Raw genomic sequence first — 22,193 nt, 5'->3', positions numbered from 1 at the left:
TTTCAGGAACTCCGGCCAGCCACCGATGAAGCTTGAGGCCCGTCTGTGTTACGGCGCTGCTCTCAGCGGCACGCGTCGCCACGGCTGGTTCTCCAGCCGTGTCTCCGTGTCCAGGTGACGGGCCAGTTCGGCCAGGGTAGCCCCGCACCGGATGTTGGACAGGCCGTGCTCAAGCCCGTACGCCGAAATGTCCGCGCGCCATACGGCGTACCAGCCGCCCCCGATTCCCTCTGCGATCGTCCAGGTGCGTCCGTAGAGCTTCATCAGTTCCGCCTTCCTCCGCTGGCTCCGTTCGTACGGCTCGCCCAGCGGATCGACCAGGCCGACATGTTCACTCCCCAAGAGCACGACTGGCTGCGCGAGCGGTTGGCGGACCTTGAGCGCGGGTACGCCGGGACTGCCGCACTGCGTGGTGCACGGGGACGCCTGGGTCGGCAACGTGTTGTCGACCGGCGATGGCCGCGTGGTTCTGGCCGACTTCGAGCGCAGTGCCCTCGGGCCGCCGGAGTGGGATCTGGTGTCCACGGCGGTCAAATACGACACACTCGGCGGGATCTCCGAAGCCCAGTACGCCGAGTTCGTCGCGATCTACGGTCACGACGTCATGAGTTGGGTGGGCTTTCCCGTCCTGCGCGACATCCGTGAGCTTCGCATGGTCACCATGGCAGCCCAGATCGGTATGGAAAACTCCGCGATGCGCGGGGAGGCGACCTCCCGGTTGGCCGCTATCCGCGGCGAGAGCGGTCCCCGTCCCTGGAGGCACTGGCGACCGCTGAGCTGATACGACCATGTCCTGGCCCGCAGCTCGACCAGGCCCGCCGCGTCGCCGCCGTCCGCGAACGCCACGATGCCCCCTCCCCAGGCGTGTATTGGACTTTCGGCGGTGCCGGCACTCCACGGCTCTGCGTATCGTCACGGTTGTGGGAAGAGCGACCGCTGTGAGGAGAGCCGGGGACGCCAGAGGGTGGTGGCCCTCCGGGGTGGCGCTCCCGCTGAGCGCGGTGGCCGCGGTGACGGCCGGTCTGAGTGTCGTCAACCCGTGGTGGGGTGTGCCGACCGCGGCCGCCGCGTTCGTGGCGGGGTCGCGGTCCGGGCGAACCCGGTCGACGGCGCTCGCGCTGGTCGCGGTGCTCGCGACGGCCGTGGTCGCGGTCCTGATTGTCCCCTTCTGGATCGAGCCGGTGGGCCGGTTCATGGCGGCGGTGGTGGGGGCGGCGATGCTGCCCTGGTTCGCGGGCCGGTTCTGGCGCCAGTACCGGCAACTCGTCCGGGCCGGTTGGGAGCGGGCCGAGCATCTGGAACGTGAGCAGCGGCTCGTCGCCGAGCAGGCCCGGCTACGTGAGCGGACCCGTATCGCCCAGGACATGCACGACGTCCTGGGCCACGACCTCAGCCTGATCGCCCTGTCGGCCGCCGCCCTGAAGCTCGCGCCCGGCCTGCCGGAGGCGCACCGGGCGTCCGCGGCCGACATCAGGGCGAGGGCGGCGGCCGCTGTAGAGCGCCTCGGCGAGGTGGTCGGCATCCTGCGCGAGGAGACGGACGAGGCGCCGGCACGGCCGGCCGGTGCCGGTGTCGCGGACCTGGTCGGCAAGGCGTCCGCGTCCGGGCTCGCGGTCACGCTGTGCGTCGAGGGCGAGACGGGCGACCTGCCGCCGGTGGTCGAACGGGCCGCGCACCGCGTCGTGCAGGAGGCGCTGACCAACGTCGCCAAACACGCGCCCGGCGGGGCTGTGGCCGTCCGGCTCCGGCACACGGACACGGAGACCGAGGTCCGGGTGGAGAACGGTCCCTCGAATACCGCCGATCTCCCGTCCCGGGGCGGAGGCCGCGGCCTCATCGGCCTGGACGAACGCGTCCGGCTGGCCGGCGGCTCCCTCACCTACGGCCCCTCGGGCAGCGGCTTCACCGTCCTGGCCCGGCTCCCGCACACCCCCGCGGCGCGGTCGCCGTACCCCTCCGGTCCCGTACCGCCCGTCCCGGGCGGTGCCGTGCCGAGGGAGCACCGGCGCGCCCGCCGCAGGCTCGGCCGCACCCTGGTCGCCGCGTTCATGCTGCCTCTGGTGACGAGCGCGCTGATCGGCGGTGTCCTGAGAGGGCGGGAGACGCTGACGGCGTGGCGGTCGGTGCTGGCTCCGGAGGACTACGCGGGCCTGCGAGTCGGGCAGGATCGTTCCGAGGTGGAGCGGTATCTGCCGGACGAGCAGACGGCCCGCCGGCCAGGGGCCGCCGAATCAGAGGAACAGGGTGTGACGTGCGAGTACTACGCGATGACAGCCGATCCCTTCGACGACCGGTCCGGAGACGCGTACCGCCTGTGCTTCCGAGCGGGCAAGCTGGGGTCCGCGGACATACTCGCCGGGTGAGCGTCCGATGATCCGCGTACTGATCGCCGACGACGAGCCGATGATCCGCGCGGGTGTGCGGGCCGTGCTGTCCACCGACCCGGACATCACCGTCGTCGCCGAGGCGGCCGACGGCCACGAGGCGGTGGAACTGGCCCAGCGCCACCGCCCCCAGGTGGCCGTGCTCGACATCCGCATGCCGAAGGTCAACGGCATCGAAGCCACCGCGGAGATCCGCAGGACGGTCCCGGCCACCGGTGTCGTCGTCCTGACGACGTTCGGCGAGGACGACTACATCCTTCGGGCACTCGGCGGCGGAGCCGCGGGGTTCCTGATCAAATCCGGTGAGCCCGAGGAACTGATCGCGGGAGTCCGCGCGGTGGCCGACGGCGCGGCCTACCTGTCACCGAAGGTCGCCGCCCGGGTGGTCGCCCATCTCGCGGCGAGCGGCGCGGGAACCCTGGCGGGCCGGCGCGACACCGCCCGCAGGCGGATCGACACGCTCACCGCCCGGGAACGCGAGGTACTGGCCTTCCTCGGCGGCGGGCTGTCCAACGGTCAGATCGCCCGCCGGCTGCACGTGGTGGAGGGGACGGTCAAAGCCCATGTCAGCTCGATCCTGGCCCGCCTGGCCGTCGACAACCGGGCGGCGGCCGCCGTGGTGGCGCACGAGGCCGGAATCGTCCCCGCTCAGGCGCCCGAGCAGCGGTGACACCAGCCGCGTCACCGACGGTGTGAACGCGAGCAGCAGCGACACCACCACGGCGGCGGCGAGGACCGCGCCGGCGAGCACGTCGTGCGGATAGTGAACCCCCACCACCACCCGCAGCAGCGCCGCGGCTCCGGCCAGCGGCAGCGTCACCGCGGCGAGGCGAGGACGCAGCACGGCCAGCCCGACCGCGAGTCCGGCGGCGAGGGTGGCGTGGTTGCTCGGGAACGACCAGTCGCCCACCGCGGGACATTCCGCGATCGTCACCCCCGGCACCGCGCGACACGGCCGCTCCTCGTCCACCACCGGCTTCAGCGCCTCGCTGATCGCATAGGCGGCGACGGTGCCGACACCGATGACGACGGTCGCGCCGACACCGTGGGCGTCCCCGCGGCGAACGGCGAGCCACCACACCAGGACGAGCGACAACCCGAGGACCACGAGGGTGCCCTCCGTGGCCACCTCCAGCGCCGTGCCCGCCCATGACGGCGCGCCGGCCACCGCCCCGGTCACCCATCGGTACGCGGACGCCGAAGCCCCGCCCACGACCTTCACCGGACCGGGGTCGCCCAGCCCGCCCGGAGAGAGCCGGGCGACCACTCCCGCCCCCACGCCCAGCACCACGGCCGAACCCAGCAGCCGACGACCCGAACCGTGCCAAGAGTCAATTCTCATGGCCCCCGACCATAGGAACGGCGGCAGCCGGGCACCCGGGCCGAACGGCAGGGCCGGGCTTGGACGAACGTCAGGGTTGACACCCCGCGGCCACCGTGTCCGAAGCCGCTGTCGCCCTTGACGGCCGAGGCCCGTCTCTCCACGGCGGAAGGTAGGGCTCTCCCTACCCTCGGCCGGCATGTGGGTGGGTCCTCCGGTTGGAGTGCGGGCAGGCATGATCTTTCCTGTCGGGCGGAGAAGACTTCGGGGGTAACGTCCAGCGCTCGCCCGAGAGGTGTCATCGATGTCCACGCAGTTCGCACCCCTGCCGCTGTCCGACCCGCCGACCGTTCCAGGGAGTGTCAAGACCGCGGCGGCACTCTGGTTCACCGCCGTCGGCGCCGGTGCCTTCGAGGCCGGCCTGGCCGTCGCCGGCATGCTGGCCGACGGTTCGGCGTCGGTCGCCGACCTCGCCCCGGAGATGGGTTTCCGGCTGACGGTCTTCGCCGTGGCGATCTTCATGGCGGTGTGCCTGCGCCGGGGCCAGGGCTGGTCCCGGATCGCTCTCGCCCTGGCCCTCGGCATCTTCGGCACCCTCTCGCTGGTGATGGAGCCGATCCAGTGGCTGCTCGACGGCAACTCGCTCGGCCAGGCCGTCGCGGACGCCGACGCGATGACGTTCGTGTTCGCCGCCAGCCGGATCGTGCACCTCGCGGCCGTCCTGGCCGCGATGGCGCTGATGTTCGGCCCCACGGCGAACGCTTACTTTCGGGGTACGCGGGGCCGTTGAGCTTCCGGCGCTAGACCGTCGCGGAACGGATCCCGAGGGCGATGAGCACGACCGCCGTGACCTTGGCGCTGACCTCCTTGAAGCGAGGGCTCCGCAGGGCGTGTGTGGCCCTGCCGACGAGGATCGTCCAGCCGAGGAGCCAGAGCGCGATCAACAGTGCGTGGGCGGTGGCCAGGGTGAGGATCTGGCCGCCGAAGGACCCGCCGAAGGACTCGCCGGGGGTGATGAACTGCGGCACCAGGGTCAGATAGATGGAGGCCGCCTTCGGATTGAGGACGTTGGCGAGGAGCGCTTGCAGGTAGACGGAGTCCGAGAACTCCGGCAGGCGCCGGTGGGGCCGGGAGGCCGCGAGGGACGCGGAGGGCGCGGCCGAGCGCCAGGTCCAGACGCCCAGGCCGACGAGATAGGCCGCTCCGGCGAGCTTGACGGCGGTGAACGCCTGGCTGGAGTGCATGACGAGAGCGGACAGGCCGGCCACGGCGAGCGTGGCGTGGACGTACAGGCCGGTGACCGTGCCGAGGACGACGGGCACGGCCCGGCCGCGGCCGCCCTCGGTGACCTGCCGGACCAGCAGGGCCAGGCTCGCTCCGGGGATGGCGGTCAGGGGGAGGAGCGCCACCAGGAACCCGGCGACGGCGTAGGGGTGTGGCACGAGGTCTCCCACGAGGTCTCCGAGGTCGAGAGCCGTCGGGGGATCAGGGGACCACGCGGTAGTGGGTGGTCAGGCGGCGGTTGTCGTCCAGGATGTGGAAGGCCAGGCCGGGCGGCTGGTCGAGGTCGGCGACCTCGTCGCCCTCCCAGGGCAGGCGCAGGGTCCAGGTCACGGCCGGTCCGACGATCAGCGGGCGCGCGGCGAAGGTGGAGACGGCCGCGGTGTGGGCGTGGCCGGTGAGGACGGCGACGACCTCCGGGTGCGCGTCGAGCAGGGCGGCCAGCCGTTCGGGCCGCTGGAGCGCCGAGGAGTCGGGCAGCGGGTGGTGGAGCGCGACCGGCGGCTGGTGGAAGGCGATCAGCGCCGGGGTGTCCCTGGGCAGGCCGGTGAGGGTGGTGTCGATCCAGTCGAGGGTCTGGGCGTCGAGGTGTCCCTCGTCGCGGCCCGGGATGGTGGAGTCGCACATCAGGACGGCGGTGCCGGAGACGTGATGGACCCGGTTGACGGGGCCGTCGCCGGGGACCTCCCCGAGCAGGGCCTTGCGATAGGCCGGGCGCGCGTCGTGGTTGCCGGGGCAGGTGAGCACCGGGAAGGGGGCGGCCAGGATGCGGGCGGCCTCCTCGTACTCGGACTCCGCGCCGTGGTCGGCGATGTCCCCGGTGACCAGCATGGCGTCGGGGCGGCGGGGCAGGGCCCGCAGATAGTCCATGATCCGGGTGGCGCGCAGGGTCGCCCGATCACCGCCGTCCAGGTGCAGGTCGCTGATCTGGGCGAGCATCGTCGTCATCGTGTCGTTCCCCTCTCGCGGCGGACACCGCCCGCCGGTCCGTGCCGCCGTACGCGATCGCCCGCGCCTCGGCACCTAATGGAAAATTATCTATTTTCCATTAGGAACCTTAAGCTGGGAGCGAGGATGTGATCAAGTGGTCGGCGACCTGATTCGCACGAAGGCGACCTGATTCGTATGAAAAAGGAAGGAAGGGCCGTGGAGCGCTGCCTGGCGTTGGAGCTGGCGAGCACGATCCGCCACGACGGGGACGGTGGCGTCGCCGACGACCTGGCCACCCTCCAGGGAGCGGCCCGCTGGGTCAGGGAGCGGGGGAGTGACCTCGCCGACGGCGTCACCGTCGACGAGAACCTCAGGGGCGAGATCGTGGCGCTGCGGCAGGCGGTACGGGCGCTGTTCGCCCACTCGGTCAGTCCCGGTCCGCCCAGCCCCGCCGACGCCCATCGCCTCATGCCGGTCGACCGGGCTCTGGCGCTACTCAACGCGGCCGCGGGCAGGGAGCCGGTCACCCCGCAGCTGGACTGGCCCTCCGGAGGGGCGCCCGCGCCCCGGCTGCTGTCGGCCGAGAAGGACCCGCGCCTCCGTCTTGTCGCGGCACTGGCCCGCGCCGCCATCGACTTCCTGACCGGCCCGCTGCGTGAGGATCTGCGGGCCTGTACCGCGCCGCGCTGCGTCCGCTACTTCGTCAAGCAGCACGGCCGGCAGGAGTGGTGCAAGCCGTCGTGCGGCAACAGGGCCCGAGCCGCACGCCACTACCGCCGGCGCGCCGCGGTCGGCGCGGATCCCTCCCAGTCCTGAAAGCGCCGCCGAGGACGCCAGGCTTGAGGCGCGGGCTCTCCCACCTCTGAAACCGCTGCCGAGGACGCCGGGTTTGACCCGGGGGTCGCGGATGAGCCGACGGACGCCGTCTACGGCGCGTCGGTTCCCGGAACGGGGGCCGGCCCGGTGCCGGCCGGTTCGCGCCTGTATCTCGCGGCCAGCTCGCCGAGCAGTTTCCAGGTGCGGCGCTCGTCCTCCGCGGAACCGATCGAGGTCTGGGTGTAGACGAGTTCGGTCACGCCCGACTCGAAGTACGCGGCCACCTGGTCCGCGAGGAGCTCCTCGTCCCCGATCGCGACCAGGTCGGCGGGATGGTCGACGCCCTCGCGGTCCAGCGCCGCGCGATAGGACGGGATGGTCCCGTAGTACCCCATGTTCTGTTCCGCGCGGGCTCGGGCGCCCGCCACGTCGGCGGTCACCACGCCGGAGACGATGGCGGCGACCCGGGGCGCCGGCCGCCCGGCCGCCTCCGCGTACCGGGTGATGGTCGGCACGGTGTACCCGGCCAGCGTGCGCGGGCCGGACAGGATCGGCAGCGCGCCGTCGGCGAGTTCGCCCGCGGCACGCAGGGTCAGCTCGCCCGCCGCCGCGACCAGCACCGGCACCCGTGGCCTCGCGCCCGGCACCTTCACCGGCAGGGGGGTCCTGGCGACCAGCGTCTCGCCGTCCAGGTTCGCGGCGCCGTTCTCGAAGAGGTCGCGCAGCACCTCCAGGTACTCCCGCAGATGCCGGATCCTGGGGTGCGGCGCGATCCCGTAGGTCGCCTCCACGAACGACCTGATCGACAGCCCGACGCCCAGTGTGAAGCGCCCGTGGCCGGCCGCCTGCGCGGTCTGGGCCTGCATCGACATCGCGATCGGGTGACGGGGATAGATCGGCACGATCGCGGTGCCGACGTCGATGCCGGGCACCTCACGCGCGGCCAGCGCGGCCACCGTGATGGCGTCGTGGTCGAACCGCTGGGTGAACCAGGCCGAGGTCAGCCCCGCGTCGGCGAGCTCCCGCGTCTCGCCGATCAGGGTGTCGACGGAGTTGGCCGCGGCGGACAGCCGCGTGTGATCGGTGGGCAGTGCGACACCGATGCGCATGGCGTACTCCAATCGTTCGGCCGGGGGCCGGCCAGAAGTCTTTACTTGGTTAATATATTGTCTCGGGAAAGCATTTTGGTCCCTGCCTTCCTCCGAGCCCGTGGTCGCGAGTCCTTCGCGCCGGGGCGGGGAAATTTTCGAAGGACGGTCGCACCCGGTGTCGATCCCGCTGGACGTCGTTCGTGTAGGGGGTGAGAAGCCGGCGCGGTGCCGGCGGGCAGCCGAAGGGATCGCGAAGATGAGGAAGATCGTTGTGGTCGAACACCTCACCCTCGACGGGGTGATGCAGGCACCGGGCGCGCCGGACGAGGACGTGCGCGGCGGGTTCGGACACGGCGGCTGGGCGGCGTCCCGCAACGACGCGGTGATGGGCGGCGAGATGGCGAAGGGGATGGGGGGTTCCGAGCTGCTGTTCGGGAGGCTGACCTACGAGAGGTTCCACTCCTTCTGGCCGAAACAGCCGGCCAACCCGTTCACCGAGGTGCTGAACGACACGCGCAAGTACGTCGCGTCGACGACGCTGACCGGACCTCTTCCGTGGGCCAACTCCACGCTGCTGGCCGGCGACGCCGCGACGGCCGTGGCGGAGCTCAAGAAGGAGCCGGGCGCGGACGTCGCGGTGCTCGGCAGCGGGGAACTCGTCCGGTCGCTGATGCGGCACGACCTCGTCGACGTGTACAAACTCATGATCCACCCGCTGGTCCTGGGATCGGGCCGGCGTCTGTTCCCCGAGAATGGTCCGCTCGCCGGGCTGCGGCTCACCGACTCCGTCACGACCACCACCGGTGTGGTGATCGCGACCTACGACCGGTCGTGACCCCGGACGCCGTTCAGGTGGTGGGTAGGAAGGCGGCGACGGCGCCGCACCGGTCGTCCAGGAGGGACGCGCGATGAAACAGTATCTGCTCAGCGTTTACCAGCCCGACGGAGGTTCTCCCGCTCCCGAGGTGCTGGAACCGATCGCCCGGAATCTGGAGACCCTGGAACGGGAGATGCGGGCTGCCGGTGCGTGGGTCTTCTCCGGCGGCCTGCACTCCCCGGACACGGCGACCGTGGTCCGGGTCAAGGACGGCGACACGCTCATGACCGACGGCCCGTACGCCGAGGGCAAGGAACACCTCGGGGGGTTCACCGTCGTCAGGGCGCCCGACCTCGACGCGGCGCTCGAATGGGGTCGCAGGCTCGCCCTGGCGATCGGCCTCCTCCCCATCGAGGTGCGGCCGTTCCAGGGCGAGGTGGACGGCTGACGTCCGGTATGCCAGGCGTCTCCGCCGCGGAGATCGAGCGCGTGTTCCGTGCCGAGTACGGGCGCGCGGTCGCGGTCCTGGTGCGCCTCCTCGGTGACATCGACCTCGCCGAGGAGGCGGTCCAGGACGCGTTCACCGTGGCGGCGGGCCGGTGGCCCTCCGCCGGCCTGCCGCCGAGCCCGGCGGGGTGGATCATCACGACCGCACGCAACCGGGCGATCGACCGCTTCCGGCGGGAGGCGACCCGCCGGGACCGTCACGCCCAGGCGGTCCTGCTGCACGCCGCCGACGAACCCCTGGAGGAGGGCGCCGTGCGCGACGACCGGCTTCGCCTGATCTTCACCTGCTGCCATCCCGCGCTGGCCGCCAACGCCCGGGTCGCGCTGACCCTGCGGCTGCTGGGCGGGCTCACCACCGCCGAGATCGCCAGGACCTTCCTGGTGCCCGAGCCGACCATGGCCCAGCGCCTGGTCCGGGCCAAGAACAAGATCCGGGACGCGGGGATCCCGTACCGTGTCCCGGCCGAGGCCGATCTCCCGGACCGGCTGCGGGCCGTCCTGGCCGTGGTGTACCTCATCTTCAACGAGGGCCACACGGCGAGTTCGGGCGAGCGGCTGGTCCGCGAGGAGCTCTGCGCGGAGGCCATCCGGCTGGGACGGCTCCTGGCCGAGCTCATGCCCGGCGAACCCGAGGTCATGGGGCTGCTCGCGCTCATGCTGCTCGTCGACTCCCGCCGGGCCGCCCGCACCACGCCGGACGGCGACCTGGTGCTGCTGGCGGACCAGGACCGGGGCCGCTGGGACCGCGACCTGATCAGCGAGGGGCAGGACATCGTCCGGTGGTGCCTGCGGCGCGACCGGCCGGGTCCGTACCAGATCCAGGCCGCGATCAACGCCGTCCACAGCGACGCGCCGACCGCGGCCCTCACCGACTGGTGGCAGATCCTGGCGCTGTACGACCTGCTCCTGGCCCTGGCACCCAACCCGGTGGTGGCCCTCAACCGCGCGGTCGCGGTGGCCGAGGTCGAGGGGCCGGGGGCGGCGCTCACCCTGGTCGACGACCTCGACCTCGACGGCTACCACCTGTTCCACGCCGTCCGCGCCGACCTGCTCCGGCGCCTGGGCCGCACCACCGAGGCGGCGCTGGCCTACGAGGAGGCGATCGCCCGCACCGGCAACGCGGCCGAGCGCGACTTCCTGCGGCGCAGCCGCCAGGCGCTCACCTGAGTCAGGCGAGGGCGCTGCGGAGCCACTCCTCGACGCCGGCGATGTGGACCGTGGCCCAGGCCCGCGCCACCTCCGGCTGGCGGGCGGCGATGGCGTCGCAGATCGCGGTGTGCTGCTCGCGGGTCTTCTCCAGGGCGTTCTCCTGGGTGAGGCCCCGCCAGATCCTGGCCCTGGTGGTGGGCCCCGAGAGACTCTCGATGAGGGAGCACAGCACCGCGTTGCCCGAGCCCGCCGCGATGCGCTGGTGGAACTCCAGGTCGTTGGCGACCAGCTGCTCGACGCTCGGGTCGGGAGGCAGCTCGTCGAGGATCTTGCGCAGCTCGGCGACCTCGGACTCGGACATGTGCGTCGCCGCCATCGCGGTCGCGGCGGGCTCCAGGATCCGCCGGACCTGGAAGAACTGCAGCACGGTGTCGTCCTGGTGGAAGTCGACCACGAACGACATCGCGTCGAGCAGCAGCCTCGGCTCCAGGCTGGTCACGTACGTGCCGTCGCCCTGGCGCACGTCCAGCACGTTGATCAGGGCCAGGGCTCTGACGGCCTCGCGCAGCGAGTTGCGCGACAGGCCGAGCCGATCGGCCAGGTCGGCCTCCTTGGGCAGCCTGCTGCCCGGGGCGAGCTCGCCAGACAGGATCATCTGCTTGATCTTGTCGATAGCGGCGTCGGTGACCGCCACTCTGCACCGTCCTCAGGTCGCGCCAGACATCCGATGTCTATGAGTGTATGGCGAACCGGACCGGATCCACCCCCATCACGCGGCGGATGATTCCGCGAACCTCCAGCGTGCGGAGGTGGGCCGCGGCCTCCCCGGCCGCCATCCCGCGCAGCACGGGGGGAAAGTCCTCCCAAGGGCGATTCCAGGTCATACGTCCAGCTATCTCCCAGATGGTGAGAGGTCCCTCGGCCTCGGCGAGCAGGGCGGCCAGCCGTCGGAGCTTCTCTTCGTGGTGGACGACGATCTCCGTCGCCCGAGCCCCCGTGTCCTGAAATATCCATTCATGGGCGGGGAGGGCTTCGAGCCGGCCCAGGCCCTTCACCTTCTCCAGCGACTCCAGGAAGTCGCTGAGCGGATCCACGTCCGCGCGGTCGTACGGGTAGATCCCGATGTGCGGCGTGATCGCCGGCAGCACGTGGTCCCCGGTGAAGATCCGGTCGGCGTCCTCAAGGTGCAGGCAGACGTGGCCGGGCGTGTGACCGGGCGTCCAGATCGTCCGGAGCCTGCGCCCCGGCAGGTCGATCAGGTCGCCGTCGGTGAGGACGCGGTCGGGTACCGCGGGCGGCTGCGGCCGGTTCCCCGTCACCTCCTCCACCTCGACGGCGCCCGCTCCCGCCCGGCGCAGCATGTCGGCCTGGAAGTCGCGGTGCGCGTCCCCCTGGAAGTTCCGCATGAAACCGATCAGCGCGGCGTCGGCCTCGTGCATGGCGATCCACGCGCCGGACTCCTCCCTGACCTGACCGGCCAGCCCGGCGTGGTCGGGATGGAAGTGGGTCACGACCACCCCGCGCACGTCGCGGACGTCCATGCCGACCGCCCCCAGCCCGTCGCGCAGCGCCAGCCAGGCCTCGGGGGCGTTCCAGCCCGCGTCGACCAGCACGGGACCGGCGGGGGACTCGATCGCGTAGACGAGCGTGTAGCCGAGCGGATTGCCCGGGATCGGGACGGGCACGCTCCACACCCCGCCGCCGGTGTCGAACGGGCGCTGCTCGCTGTACGGCCTGCGGAGGGATTTCAACGGTGGTGCTCCTTGTGCGGCCTGCGGTATGTCAACGGTGGTGCTCCTCGTGCGGTGCCGCTCAGGACGTTCCGGGGGATCGGCGCCGTTCACGGCCGCCCCGGGGCGGCGACGCCGCTCAGAGGCGCTCCAGGACGGTCGCGGTCGCGAGCGCCCCGCCCGCGCACATCGCCACCAGCGCGGTCGAGGAGCCGGACCGCTCAAGCTCGTGCAGGGCGGTGGTGATCAGTCGGGATCCGGTCGCTCCGACCGGATGGCCGAGCGCTATGGCGCCGCCGTTGACGTTGACCCGTTCCATGTCCGGCTTGTGCACCGAGGACCAGGATAAGACCACCGAGGCGAAAGCCTCGTTCACCTCGAACCTGTCGATGTCGGCCATACTCATCCCGGTCGAGGTCAGCACCTTGGCGGTCGCGTCCACCGGCCCGTCCAGGTGGTAGTACGGCTCGGAGCCGACGAGCGCCTGGGCGAGGACGCGGGCCCGGGGCCGCAGGCCGTGCCGGGCGGCGGCCTCCTCGCTCATGAGGAGCACCGCCGCCGCGCCGTCGGAGATCTGCGAGGAGGTGCCCGCCGTGTGCATGCCGTCCTCGCCCATGACGGGCCTGAGCCCGGCCAGCCCCTCGACGGTGGTCTCGCGCAGTCCCTGGTCCCTGTCGACGACGCGGGTCTCGCCGGTGGGCTCCCCGTCCTGGCCGAGCACCGGCGCGGTCACCGCGACGACCTCCCGGTCGAAGCGTCCCTGGGCCCACGCCTCCGCGGCCAGGCGCTGGGACCTGGCGCCGAACCGGTCGAGCCGCTCGCGGGTCAGCCCGCGCCGTCGCGCGATCCGCTCGGCGGCGGTGAACTGGTCGGGCAGGTCGACGGCCCAGTCGTCGGGCCGGGGGTCGGCGGGCAGCACGTTGGAACCGAGTGGCGCCCGGCTCATCACCTCGACGCCGCAGGCCACGCCGACGTCGATGACCCCGGCCTGGATGAGCGCCGCGACCAGGTGCACCGCCTGCTGCGAGGAGCCGCACTGCGCGTCGACCGTGGTCACGCCCGTCTGGTACGGCAGCCCGGCGTAGAGCCAGGCGTGCCGCCCGACATGGCCGCCCTGCTCCCCGGCCTGCGTGACGCATCCGGCGAAAACCTGTTCCACGGCGGAGGGATCGATGCCCGATCTGCCGATCAGGCCGTTGAGCGCCGCGGCGAGGACCGCCTGCGGCTTCAGCCCGGCGAGCCATCCGTTGCGCCTGCCGATCGGGGTCCTCACGGCCTCGACGATCACCGCACCCATAACGATCTCCTCGCCATCCGGGTCGGAGCTCGCGGCCGCCGGGCGGCCGTTCCCGCCGATCCGCCCGCTCGCGCGTCGCTCCAGAACGTCGCTCTAGTCGCTTCCGCCACCGACTGTAACGGGTTCTAGTTTCAGGCGGAAGGAGCGGCGGGGTTTCCGGTGGCAGGGAGGCTCCGGCGAACAGTGCCTCCGGTGGAACGGGGCCTCCGGTGGGGCGGGGACGGACTCAGCCGGAGGGGGAGGGCCGGAAGTCGGCCAGCAGGCGTCCGGCGGCGATCTCGATGCGGCGCTGGATCTGCTCGTACGTGCGCCGGCCCCTGAGCATCTCCATGAGCTCGTGCACCCAGACGCTGGACAGCGAGCCCGCCAGGGCGAACTGCTCCTCGGTGGCGGTCTCGACGGTGAGGTCGTCCCCGGCGACGCGGAGCAGCAGGCCCGCCATGCGGTCGCCGAACGGTATGTCGACATCGGCCATGATCAACGAGCGGATGAGCGCGTCGGCGAGCTCGGGCTCGCGCATCAGGCCCCGGGTGGCGCGCATCAGGACGTCGACGGCCCGGCCCGAGGCAGTGGTGGCGTTGGGCGGGCGGCGCTCGATGCTGGTCTCGAGGAGGTCGATCTCCTCGCCGACGACGGCGACGACGAGATCCATCTTGGAGGGGAAGTATCGGTAGAGCGTGCCGAGCGCGACCCCGGCACGCTCGGCGACGGTCCGCATCTGCATCGCCTCGACGCCGCCCCGCGAGGCGAGGGCGGCGGCGGCCTGGACGATGCGCTTGCGCCGCTGGTGCTGGCTCCTGGTGCGGACGCCTGTGGACGCCGATTCACTCTGCATGCCGGATGCCCCCTCGGTCGTGGCCGGATCGGCGTCGCTCGGGGCGTGCCTTCCGGTCCGGTGCGGGATGACCGGCGTATCGGTGGTCACATGCGAGGTGCGCATGAGAACACGTTATCTGATTTCCGGATACTCCGATGGGTTACTCGCCAGTCACAAAGATGCCCCACGCTTACATGGCATATGCGGTGCGACGGTTATGCGGCGACTTATTGCGATTAGCTGGCTCTGGACACAGAATAGAATCTGTTCTACTTTCCCGAAGGGCGAAGCGGCCGACAGAAACCCTGGAGCGCCAGTGGACTTCAATCTCGACGAGACACAGACCGACCTGCGCAAACTCGCGGTCGACCTCCTCGGCAAGGAGGTGACCTCGACCAGGCTCGAAGCCCACGAGAAGAGCGGCGCGTCCTACGACACCGCCCTGTGGCGCTCCCTCGCCGGGACCGGGCTGCTCGGTGCCGTCCTGCCCGAGGAGGCCGGAGGCGCGGGACTCGGACCGGTGGAGATGGCGGTCGTCCTGCGGGAGATCGGCGCCCACGTGGCCCCGGTCCCCGCCGAGCAGAGCCTGGTCGCGGCGCAGGTGATCACCAGGTACGGCTCCCGGGAGCAGCGCGAGGCACTGGCCCCGCTGGCCGACGGCGAGATCTCACTGGCCGTCGCCCCCTCCGAGCCGGGCCGTGACTTCGGCGACTTCGGTGCCCCGCCGGTCACGACCGCCCGCCGGGACGGCGCCGGGTGGGTGCTGGACGGTGCCAAGGGCACGACGCCCTACGCCGCCCAGGCGGCGAGGATCCTGGTCCCCGCCGCCACCGCCACCGGGGTCGGCCTGTTCCTGGTGGACCCGGCCCGGGCGGACCTGCGGCCGGTGCCGACCTCCACCGGAGAACCCGCAGCCGCGCTCGCCCTGGAGGGCGTCCCGGGCGAGCTCGTCGGGGCCGAGGACGGTACGGCGGCCGGCGGCCTGCGCAGGCTGGCGCTGGCCGGGAACATCGCCGTCACCTCCGGGGTGCTGGCCGGGGCGCTGGCGCTCACCACCGACTACATCAGGACGCGCAAGCAGTTCGGCCGGGCGCTGGCCGAGTTCCAGGCGGTCACCGTGCAGATCGCCGACGTCTACATCGCCGGGCGGGCCCTGGACGTGGCCGTGTGGTCCGGGGCGTGGCGGCTGGCCGAGGGCGCGGACGAGGAGGCCGAGGTGGACCTGGCCGTCGGCGCCCTGACCGCGACCGACCAGGCGCTGCGGGCGCTCTACACCTGCCAGCACCTGCACGGCGGGATCGGCGTGGACGTGACCTACCCGCTGCACCGCTACTTCGCCTGGGGCAAGCACCACGCCCACCTGCTGGGCGGGGTGGAAGCCCGGCTCGACACGATCGGAGCGCTCGTCTGATGCTGATCGACCTGACTCCCGACCAGAAGAGGCTCCGCGACGAGCTGCGCGAGTACTTCGGGTCCTGTCTCACCGCCGAGGGGCGCGCGCGGATCTCCACCGACCCCTTCGGCCAGGCCTACATGGAGCACTGCCGTACCCTCGGCCGCGACGGCAAGCTCGGGCTCGGCTGGCCCAAGGAGTACGGCGGCGGCGGGTACGGCCCGCTGGAGCAGCAGATCTTCGCCAACGAGATCGCCCGCGCCGAGGTGCCGTACCCGATCATCACCGTGCAGACCGTCGGCCCGACCCTCATGCAGTACGGGACGGCGGCGCAGAAGGAGTTCTTCCTGCCGCAGATCCTGGCCGGGGAGTGTCACTTCGCGATCGGCTACAGCGAGCCCGGGGCGGGCACCGACCTGGCGGCCCTGCGCACCACCGCGGTCCGCGACGGCGACCACTACGTCGTCAACGGGCAGAAGATCTTCACCTCGGGCGGCCACTACTCCCAGTACATCTGGCTCGCCGCCCGCACCGACCCGGACGCGAAGAAGCACCGCGGGATCACGATGATGATCGTCGACTGCTCCGACCCCGGCTACTCGTGGACCCCGATCATCACGATGGACGGGAACCACCACACCAACTCCACCTACTACTCCGACGTGCGGGTGCCGGTGGACATGGTCGTGGGGGAGGAGAACAAGGGCTGGGACCTGATCGTCAACCAGCTCAACCACGAGCGGGTCACGCTCGGCCCGGCGGGCAACCTCGCCCACACCTACGACCGGTTCCTGGCCTGGGCCCGCCGTACCGGCACGATCGAGGAGCCCGCGGTCCGCAGGGCGCTCGGCCAGGTCTACGCCTACTTCCGGACCAACGAGCTGCTGAACTGGCAGGTCGCGGCCAACATGGACCTCGGCTGGCTGGGCGCCCCCGACGCCTCGGCCACCAAGGTGTACGGCTCCGAGCGGCTGCAGGACGTCGGCAGGATCGTCGGCGAGGTCCTGGCCCGCTTCGGCGACCCGTCGGACCCGGACACCGCCGACCTGATGAGACGCGTCGACCGCGGCGCCAAGGGCGGGCTGGTGCTCACCTTCGGCGGCGGGGTCAACGAGGTCCAGCGCGAGCTCATCGCCATGCTCGGCCTGAGCCTGCCGAGGCCGCCCCGATGACCGAGACGCCTCCGACGAACCCGGCTCCCGCGACGAACCCGGCCTCCGCGACGGCGGAGTCCGCCTCCCTGCACGAACGGCTCACCGCCCTGGCCGAGCGGCAGATCGCCGAGGGCGAGGTGCTCGGCGTCGCGGAGGCGGACCCGGTGAACATCCCGATGATCCGGCACTGGACCGACGCCATGGGCGACGCCAACCCGCTCTACACCGACCCCGAGGCCGCCGCCGCGGGGGTGCACGGGGGGATCGTGGCCCCACCGGCGATGATCCAGGTCTGGACCATGCCCGGCGTGGACGGGAGCAGGAGGAAACGGCCGGGCACGCCGGTCGACGCCGTGCTCGCGATGCTGGACGGCAACGGCTACACCGGCGTGGTCGCCACCAACTGCGAGCAGACCTACCACCGCTACGTGAGGCTCGGCGAGTCCCTGGTTCCGGCCACCCGATTGACCGGCATCACCGGGCCGAAGCGGACCGCGCTCGGCGAGGGCTACTTCGTCACCTGGAACGTCACCTGGTACGCCGGCGGCGAGGCCGTGGCCGACATGCTGTTCCGGGTGCTGAAGTTCCTGCCCAGGGAGCGGGCCGGGGGGCCGGGCGAGGACGCGGCCGCGACCGGCGGGAACGGAGCCGCGGCGAGCGGGAACGCGTCCCCGCGCACGCCGTACCCGCTGAGACCCGCGATCAACGCCGACACCGCCTTCTTCTGGGAGGGCGTCGCCGCGGGCGAGCTGCGGATCCAGAAGTGCGCCGACTGCGGCGAGCTGCGCCACCCGCCGGGACCGGTCTGCCCCTCGTGCCGCTCGGCCGCCCGCACGTTCGTGACGGCGAGCGGCGAGGGCGAGGTGTACAGCTACGTCGTCCACCACAACCCGCCGGTTCCGGGACACCGGACACCTTTCGTGGTCGCCGTGGTGGAACTGCCGGAAGGTGTGCGGATCGTGGGCAACGTGGTGGACTGCGACGCTTCGCGGGTGGGTATCGGTATGCGGGTGCGTCTGACGTACCGCCGGATGGACGACGAGCTGATCCTGCCCATGTGGGTCCCCCTGGAGGCGTGATGCGGACACTTACCGACGACGAGGTGCGGGTCGGAGCTCCGCTTCCCGAGCTCGCGATCGACCTGAGCCCCACCGTGGTCGTGTCGACCGCGCTCGCGACCATGGACTTCACCCCCGTCCACCACGATGTCGAGGGCGCGAGGGCACAGGGGTCGAAGGACATCTTCCTCAACATCCTGACCACCATGGGTCTCGTCGAGCGCTACGTCACCGACTGGGCCGGACCCGAGGCGATCATCCGTGGCATCAACGTCAAGCTCGGCGTCCCCGCGTACGCGGGCGACAGGCTGGCCTTCACCGGCAGCGTGGTCGCCTGCGAGGACGGCGAGTTCACCGTCGAGGTCCGCGGCGGGGTCAGCCTCGGCGACCACGTCTCTGGCACCGTCAGGTTCGCCCTCCCCACCCGCTGACCGCGCCCCAGCGGCGGCGAGAACGCGGACACGCGGCAACGCGTTGACGCGGCAACACAGAAAGGCCCCCACCACCGTGGTCTCCTTCTCCGGGAGCACGGCCGTCGCCGGGATCGGCGCGACCGAGTTCTCCAAACAGTCGGGCAGGTCCGAGCTCCAGCTGGCGGCCGAGGCGGTGTTCGCGGCGCTCGACGACGCGGGTCTCGCGCCCTCGGACGTGGACGGCCTCGTCACCTACACCCAGGACGCCAACCAGGAGATCGCCGTGGCCCGCGAGGTGGGCATCGGCGACCTGTCGTTCTTCTCCCGCGTCCACTACGGCGGCGGCGCGGCGTGCGGGACCGTGCTGCACGCGGCGATGGCCGTCGCCACCGGGGTCGCCGAGACCGTGGTCTGCTACCGGGCGTTCAACGAGCGCTCGGGCAACAGGTTCGGCCAGCCCGACGCCCGCATCGGCGGCGAGCCCTCGTCCCAGGGCCTGGAGATGAGCTGGCACGTGCCGTACGGGCTGATGACCCCCGCCGCCTGGGTCGCCATGTTCGCCCGGCGCTACATGCACGCGTACGGGGCCACCTCCGAGGACTTCGGCCGGGTGGCGGTCGCGATGCGCAGGCACGCCTCCACCAACCCGGCCGCGTGGTTCCACGGCCGCCCGATCACCCTGGAGGAGCACCAGGCGTCCAAGTGGATCGTGGAGCCGCTGCACCTGCTCGACTGCTGCCAGGAGAGCGACGGCGCGGTGGCGCTGGTGGTCACCTCCGCCGAGCGGGCCAGGGACCTGCGCAGGTCACCCGCCGTGATCACCGCCGCCGCCCAGGGGTCGGGCGCCGACCAGATGATGATGACCAGCTACTACCGCGACGACATGACCGGCCTGCCAGAGATGGGGGTGGTCGGCCGCCAGCTCTGGAAGCAGTCGGGGCTCGGGCCCTCGGACGTGCAGACGGCCATCCTGTACGACCACTTCACCCCGTTCGTCCTCACCCAGCTGGAGGAGCTGGGCTTCTGCGGGCGCGGCGAGGCCCGCGACTACGTGGCCGGGGGCGGCATCGAGATCGACGGACGTCTCCCGGTCAACCCGCACGGCGGCCAGCTGGGGGAGGCGTACATCCACGGCATGAACGGCATCGCCGAGGCCGTCAGGCAGATCAGGGGCACCTCGGCCAACCAGGTGGCCGGGGTGCGGAACGTACTGGTCACCGCCGGCACGGGTGTGCCGACCAGCGGGCTGGTCCTGTCGTCGGGCTGACGCGCTGCCCCGCGGGTCCGCGCGTCCCGCGGGACGGTCCGTGGGCCGCGCGGCCGGCGCGGGGGCGCCCGGGTGAGGTCGCCCGGGTGAGCCGTCGCCCCAGGGGTTCGCGCGTTCCGCGGGACGGCCCGCGGGGCCGCGCGCCCGGTGCGGAGGCCGGGCGCGCGGCGGCCGCCGGATGACCGGCGGTCCGGTCGTCCGGCGGCTCAGCAGCTCAGGTTGCCGCCGGGGGTGGTGCCGAGGATCTGCACGAAGCGCTGGTAGGCGTTGATCCGGCTCTGCACCTGCGCGGGGTTCCTGCCGTTGCACTCCAGGCTGCCGTTGATGCTGCGGATCGTCTCGCCGAAGCCGCGGCTGTTGACCATCGCGTTGTGCGGCGTCATGGTGCCGGGGCCGTTCTGGGTGTTCCAGTACCACAGGGCGGTCTTCCAGGCCACCGCCGCGTCGTTCTGGACCAGGTACGGGTTGCCGAGCAGGTTGATGCCGAGCGCGTCGCCCGCCGCCTTGTAGTTGAAGTTCCAGCTCAGCTGGATCGGGCCGCGCCCGTAGTAGGCCGACTGGCCCGCGGGGCAGCCGTACGACTGGCTCGCGTCGCAGTAGTGCGAGTAGTTCGCGGTGTTCTGCTCCACGACGTGGACCAGGCCGCCGGTCTCGTGGTTGACGTTGGCGAGGAAGGCGGCCGCCTCCTGCCTCCTGACGGTGTCACTGCCGGTCTTCGCGAAGCCCGGGTAGGCGCTCAGCGCCGCGGTCAGGCCGCTGTAGGTGTAGAACGAGTTCCGGCTCGGGAACATCTGGTTGAACTGGGCCTCGCTCACGACGAAGCCCGAGGTGGGCGGGTTCGTGGGGGGAGGCGTCGTGCCGCCGCAGGTGTACGGCTCCCAGTACCAGGTGCTGATCACCGGGTCGTAGCCGGGATTCTCGTGCTCGGCGCGGTAGAACTGGCCGTTGGTGTACCTGATGATGCTCCCGGCGGGATACCAGGTGCCCGCAGCCCAGTTCGGGTGGTTGCAGTTGCCCGGGGGAGGCGTCGTGCCGCCGCCGCACGCGCCCTGGTCCGCCCACACGTCGGCGGTGCCGGGGGCCTCGTTCTGGGTCCACCACTTCGCCGACCAGTTTCGGCCGTTGTGGGAGGCGGTCATGCCGTTGGTGTAGACCGCCGAGGAGTTCCACGGGGTCACGCAGGCCGCCGCGGCGGCGGAGGACGCGGAGGACGCGGAGGCCATCGGCAGGGCGACCGCGAGCACGCCCGTGACCGCCAGGGCGGCGAGGGCGGCCATGATGCGCTGTCTCAACACTTGATCACTCCTTCGTGCGGTGGGGGCCGCAGAGGTTCGGGATTCCGTGTGACCGGGGCGCGAGTGGCTCGCGCGAGAGGCTTGCAAACCCAGTCAGGGCGAGTAAGGACGGCAGGATTCGCATTACCGGTCCCATTACGGCTGCCGGACGGTGTGAGACGTCCGGCCGGCCGGACCTGTGGGTGACGACGGCTCGTGTCATCGAGGTTCGCGCAGTTCCTGGTCGGTTCGAACGGTTTCCCAGGGGGCCGAAAAGGCTCCCGCCTTAACTTTCTCTTAAGAAAGTTTCCTAAGAGTTGCCGTGATACTAGCCTTGACAGATCGTTGTCACAACCCCGATCGCCCGCGATTTCCGTCGTCGCGGGCGGGTGCGTTCCATGCCCGATATGACCTGCGCCCGGTTAATTCACAATGGCGGTATAAGTCCGGTTAGACGGTGAATGTAACTTTTGCTGGCGTTTCGGATGTCATCATGTGCGTCATGTTGGAATCCCTCGGGCTCGATCCCGTGGAGGAGCGCGTCTACCGGTTCCTGGTCACCACCGTGGAGGCGGAGGTCGCCGACCTCGTGGGGAACCTGGGCATCGACGCCGAGACGGCCGAGACGGTGCTGGTGTCCATGCGGGTCAGAGGGCTGGTCAGGACGGTCGGTCCCGGCAGGCGGCGGTTCACGGCCGTGGCGCCGGACATCGTGCTGGGTTCACAGCTCCTCCGCCACCAGCAGGCGCTCGACTGGGCGCGGCGCGAGGTGGACCGGCTCTCGGAGGAGTACCGGGACGGCGCCCGCCGCCGTGACGCCGGCCGGCTGGTCGAGGTGCTGCCGAACCGCGTCGTGCTCCGGGATCACCTCGACCACCTGCAGGAGAACGCCCGCCGCGAGGTCCTCTGCCTTCGCCAGGGCCACGCGGTCGTGCCGCCCGCGGAGGAGGACCTCGCCGAGCCGGACGCGCTGCGCCGCGGGGTCGAGTATCGGGTGATCTACGAGAGGCTCCTGCTGGAGGAGCAGGACATGCCCGCCAACGTGGCGTACGGGGTCAAACTGGGTGAGCAGGCCAGGGTCGCGCCCTGCCTGCCGGTGCGGCTGACGGTCGTCGACCGGGAGGTCGCCGTGCTCCCGGTGGCGCGGGAGGAGGGAACCTCCGAACCGGCGGCGGCGCTGGTCCGCGGCGGCCAGCTGCTGGAGGCGCTGATCGCCCTCTTCGAGGGCTGCTGGGAGCGGGCGACGCCGTTACGGATCGCCGAGGACGGCGCCCTCACCGAGGGGACGAGGTCCTGCCCGCTCGGTTCCGACGACCTCTCCCTGGTCTCGCTGCTGGTCGCGGGCGTACCGGACAAGTCGATCGCCACCCGGCTGGGCGTCAGCCAGCGGACCGTGCAGCGGCGCGTCTCGAACATCATGGAACTCGTCGGCGCCCGGACCCGCATGCAGCTGGCCTGGCGCGCCGCCACCGAGCACTGGCTCTGAGCGCCCGG

Annotated in this window: 23 protein-coding genes and 1 pseudogene; 14 read left to right on the top strand and 10 right to left on the bottom strand. The window is 71.7% G+C overall.

All coding sequences use genetic code 11. From position 1 onward, the window contains the following. Window positions 1-48 precede the first annotated feature (48 nt). On the bottom strand, window positions 49-342 hold the full coding sequence (locus AB0F88_RS40920) for a hypothetical protein (RefSeq protein WP_362696892.1): 294 nt from the start codon (window positions 340-342) through the stop codon (window positions 49-51). 34 nt (window positions 343-376) lie between these two features. On the opposite strand from AB0F88_RS40920, the gene AB0F88_RS40915 reads away from it, so the two are divergent. The 3 genes from AB0F88_RS40915 to AB0F88_RS40905 all read left to right on the top strand — a co-directional run bounded on the left by AB0F88_RS40915 (window position 377) and on the right by AB0F88_RS40905 (window position 3,054). Further along, window positions 377-781: a phosphotransferase gene (locus AB0F88_RS40915; RefSeq protein WP_362696890.1), complete on the top strand. Its 405-nt coding sequence runs from the start codon at window positions 377-379 to the stop codon at window positions 779-781. A gap of 157 nt (window positions 782-938) precedes the next feature. Then, window positions 939-2,363 carry a histidine kinase gene (locus AB0F88_RS40910; RefSeq protein WP_362696888.1) on the top strand — a complete coding sequence of 475 codons (1,425 nt, stop codon included), beginning with the start codon at window positions 939-941 and terminating at the stop codon, window positions 2,361-2,363. 7 nt (window positions 2,364-2,370) lie between these two features. Then, complete coding sequence (locus AB0F88_RS40905; protein WP_362696886.1) at window positions 2,371-3,054, top strand: response regulator transcription factor; 684 nt, start codon at window positions 2,371-2,373, stop codon at window positions 3,052-3,054. Window positions 3,055-3,147: 93 nt separating this feature from the next. Here AB0F88_RS40905 and AB0F88_RS40900 read toward each other — a convergent pair. Further along, window positions 3,148-3,726, bottom strand: a pseudogene (locus tag AB0F88_RS40900) (phosphatase PAP2 family protein); the annotation flags it as partial. A 283-nt stretch (window positions 3,727-4,009) separates the two neighbouring features. Here AB0F88_RS40900 and AB0F88_RS40895 point away from each other — a divergent pair. Further along, on the top strand, window positions 4,010-4,495 hold the full coding sequence (locus AB0F88_RS40895) for a hypothetical protein (RefSeq protein WP_362696884.1): 486 nt from the start codon (window positions 4,010-4,012) through the stop codon (window positions 4,493-4,495). Between the two features lie 10 nt (window positions 4,496-4,505). Here the strand turns inward: AB0F88_RS40895 and AB0F88_RS40890 are convergent, their stop codons facing one another. Together AB0F88_RS40890 and AB0F88_RS40885 are read right to left on the bottom strand one after the other, a co-directional pair. Then, window positions 4,506-5,147, bottom strand: coding sequence for a LysE family translocator (locus tag AB0F88_RS40890; RefSeq protein ID WP_362696882.1), 642 nt, complete (start codon window positions 5,145-5,147; stop codon window positions 4,506-4,508). 43 nt (window positions 5,148-5,190) lie between these two features. Next, window positions 5,191-5,934: a metallophosphoesterase gene (locus AB0F88_RS40885; RefSeq protein WP_362696880.1), complete on the bottom strand. Its 744-nt coding sequence runs from the start codon at window positions 5,932-5,934 to the stop codon at window positions 5,191-5,193. 177 nt (window positions 5,935-6,111) lie between these two features. Here AB0F88_RS40885 and AB0F88_RS40880 point away from each other — a divergent pair, with 177 nt between their 5' ends. After that, window positions 6,112-6,732: an ABATE domain-containing protein gene (locus tag AB0F88_RS40880; RefSeq protein ID WP_362696878.1), complete on the top strand. Its 621-nt coding sequence runs from the start codon at window positions 6,112-6,114 to the stop codon at window positions 6,730-6,732. 110 nt (window positions 6,733-6,842) lie between these two features. Here AB0F88_RS40880 and AB0F88_RS40875 read toward each other — a convergent pair whose 3' ends face one another. Continuing rightward, window positions 6,843-7,841 (bottom strand): TIGR03564 family F420-dependent LLM class oxidoreductase, encoded by a 999-nt coding sequence (locus tag AB0F88_RS40875; protein ID WP_362696876.1) that lies wholly within the window; start codon window positions 7,839-7,841, stop codon window positions 6,843-6,845. A gap of 238 nt (window positions 7,842-8,079) precedes the next feature. On the opposite strand from AB0F88_RS40875, the gene AB0F88_RS40870 reads away from it, so the two are divergent. The 3 genes from AB0F88_RS40870 (at window position 8,080) to AB0F88_RS40860 (ending at window position 10,314) form a co-directional block, all read left to right on the top strand. After that, on the top strand, window positions 8,080-8,658 hold the full coding sequence (locus AB0F88_RS40870) for a dihydrofolate reductase family protein (RefSeq protein ID WP_362696874.1): 579 nt from the start codon (window positions 8,080-8,082) through the stop codon (window positions 8,656-8,658). Window positions 8,659-8,731: 73 nt separating this feature from the next. Further along, the gene (locus AB0F88_RS40865; RefSeq protein WP_362696872.1) at window positions 8,732-9,088 is read left to right on the top strand and encodes a YciI family protein; all 357 of its coding nucleotides are present in this window, start codon (window positions 8,732-8,734) and stop codon (window positions 9,086-9,088) included. Between the two features lie 8 nt (window positions 9,089-9,096). Then, complete coding sequence (locus tag AB0F88_RS40860) at window positions 9,097-10,314, top strand: RNA polymerase sigma factor (protein ID WP_362696870.1); 1,218 nt, start codon at window positions 9,097-9,099, stop codon at window positions 10,312-10,314. A gap of 1 nt (window position 10,315) precedes the next feature. Here AB0F88_RS40860 and AB0F88_RS40855 read toward each other — a convergent pair whose 3' ends face one another. The 4 genes from AB0F88_RS40855 to AB0F88_RS40840 form a co-directional block, all read right to left on the bottom strand. Then, window positions 10,316-10,990 (bottom strand): FadR/GntR family transcriptional regulator, encoded by a 675-nt coding sequence (locus tag AB0F88_RS40855; protein WP_362696868.1) that lies wholly within the window; start codon window positions 10,988-10,990, stop codon window positions 10,316-10,318. A 37-nt stretch (window positions 10,991-11,027) separates the two neighbouring features. After that, the gene (locus tag AB0F88_RS40850; RefSeq protein ID WP_362696866.1) at window positions 11,028-12,047 is read right to left on the bottom strand and encodes an MBL fold metallo-hydrolase; all 1,020 of its coding nucleotides are present in this window, start codon (window positions 12,045-12,047) and stop codon (window positions 11,028-11,030) included. 118 nt (window positions 12,048-12,165) lie between these two features. Beyond that, on the bottom strand, window positions 12,166-13,323 hold the full coding sequence (locus tag AB0F88_RS40845; protein WP_362696864.1) for a steroid 3-ketoacyl-CoA thiolase: 1,158 nt from the start codon (window positions 13,321-13,323) through the stop codon (window positions 12,166-12,168). 226 nt (window positions 13,324-13,549) lie between these two features. Continuing rightward, on the bottom strand, window positions 13,550-14,158 hold the full coding sequence (locus tag AB0F88_RS40840) for a TetR family transcriptional regulator (RefSeq protein WP_362696944.1): 609 nt from the start codon (window positions 14,156-14,158) through the stop codon (window positions 13,550-13,552). Between the two features lie 298 nt (window positions 14,159-14,456). On the opposite strand from AB0F88_RS40840, the gene AB0F88_RS40835 reads away from it, so the two are divergent. Genes AB0F88_RS40835 through AB0F88_RS40815 form a run of 5 tightly spaced genes read left to right on the top strand, consistent with a single transcriptional unit; the run spans window position 14,457 to window position 19,425 of the window. Next, the gene (locus AB0F88_RS40835; protein WP_362696862.1) at window positions 14,457-15,551 is read left to right on the top strand and encodes an acyl-CoA dehydrogenase family protein; all 1,095 of its coding nucleotides are present in this window, start codon (window positions 14,457-14,459) and stop codon (window positions 15,549-15,551) included. Continuing rightward, window positions 15,551-16,705 carry an acyl-CoA dehydrogenase family protein gene (locus AB0F88_RS40830; RefSeq protein ID WP_362696860.1) on the top strand — a complete coding sequence of 385 codons (1,155 nt, stop codon included), beginning with the start codon at window positions 15,551-15,553 and terminating at the stop codon, window positions 16,703-16,705. The genes AB0F88_RS40835 and AB0F88_RS40830 overlap by 1 nt, the downstream gene beginning before the upstream one ends. Next, window positions 16,702-17,766: a bifunctional MaoC family dehydratase N-terminal/OB-fold nucleic acid binding domain-containing protein gene (locus tag AB0F88_RS40825; RefSeq protein WP_362696858.1), complete on the top strand. Its 1,065-nt coding sequence runs from the start codon at window positions 16,702-16,704 to the stop codon at window positions 17,764-17,766. Before AB0F88_RS40830 ends, AB0F88_RS40825 begins: the two co-directional genes overlap by 4 nt. Further along, a complete protein-coding gene (locus AB0F88_RS40820) occupies window positions 17,766-18,176 on the top strand; it encodes a MaoC/PaaZ C-terminal domain-containing protein (protein ID WP_362696856.1) in 411 nt (136 codons plus the stop codon). Before AB0F88_RS40825 ends, AB0F88_RS40820 begins: the two co-directional genes overlap by 1 nt. A gap of 43 nt (window positions 18,177-18,219) precedes the next feature. Beyond that, window positions 18,220-19,425, top strand: a complete 1,206-nt coding sequence (locus AB0F88_RS40815) for a lipid-transfer protein (protein WP_362696854.1) — start codon at window positions 18,220-18,222, stop codon at window positions 19,423-19,425. A gap of 206 nt (window positions 19,426-19,631) precedes the next feature. Here AB0F88_RS40815 and AB0F88_RS40810 read toward each other — a convergent pair whose 3' ends face one another. Next, the gene (locus AB0F88_RS40810) at window positions 19,632-20,720 is read right to left on the bottom strand and encodes a glycoside hydrolase family 19 protein (protein WP_362696852.1); all 1,089 of its coding nucleotides are present in this window, start codon (window positions 20,718-20,720) and stop codon (window positions 19,632-19,634) included. Between the two features lie 481 nt (window positions 20,721-21,201). Between AB0F88_RS40810 and AB0F88_RS40805 the strand changes: the two genes are divergently transcribed. Then, a complete protein-coding gene (locus AB0F88_RS40805) occupies window positions 21,202-22,185 on the top strand; it encodes a helix-turn-helix domain-containing protein (RefSeq protein WP_362696850.1) in 984 nt (327 codons plus the stop codon). Window positions 22,186-22,193 lie beyond the last annotated feature (8 nt).

Source organism: Streptosporangium sp. NPDC023963 (genome assembly GCF_040639135.1).
In the GTDB taxonomy this organism is placed as follows: Bacteria; Actinomycetota; Actinomycetes; order Streptosporangiales; family Streptosporangiaceae; genus Streptosporangium.
This window is presented reverse-complemented; position numbering and strand designations above follow the sequence as displayed.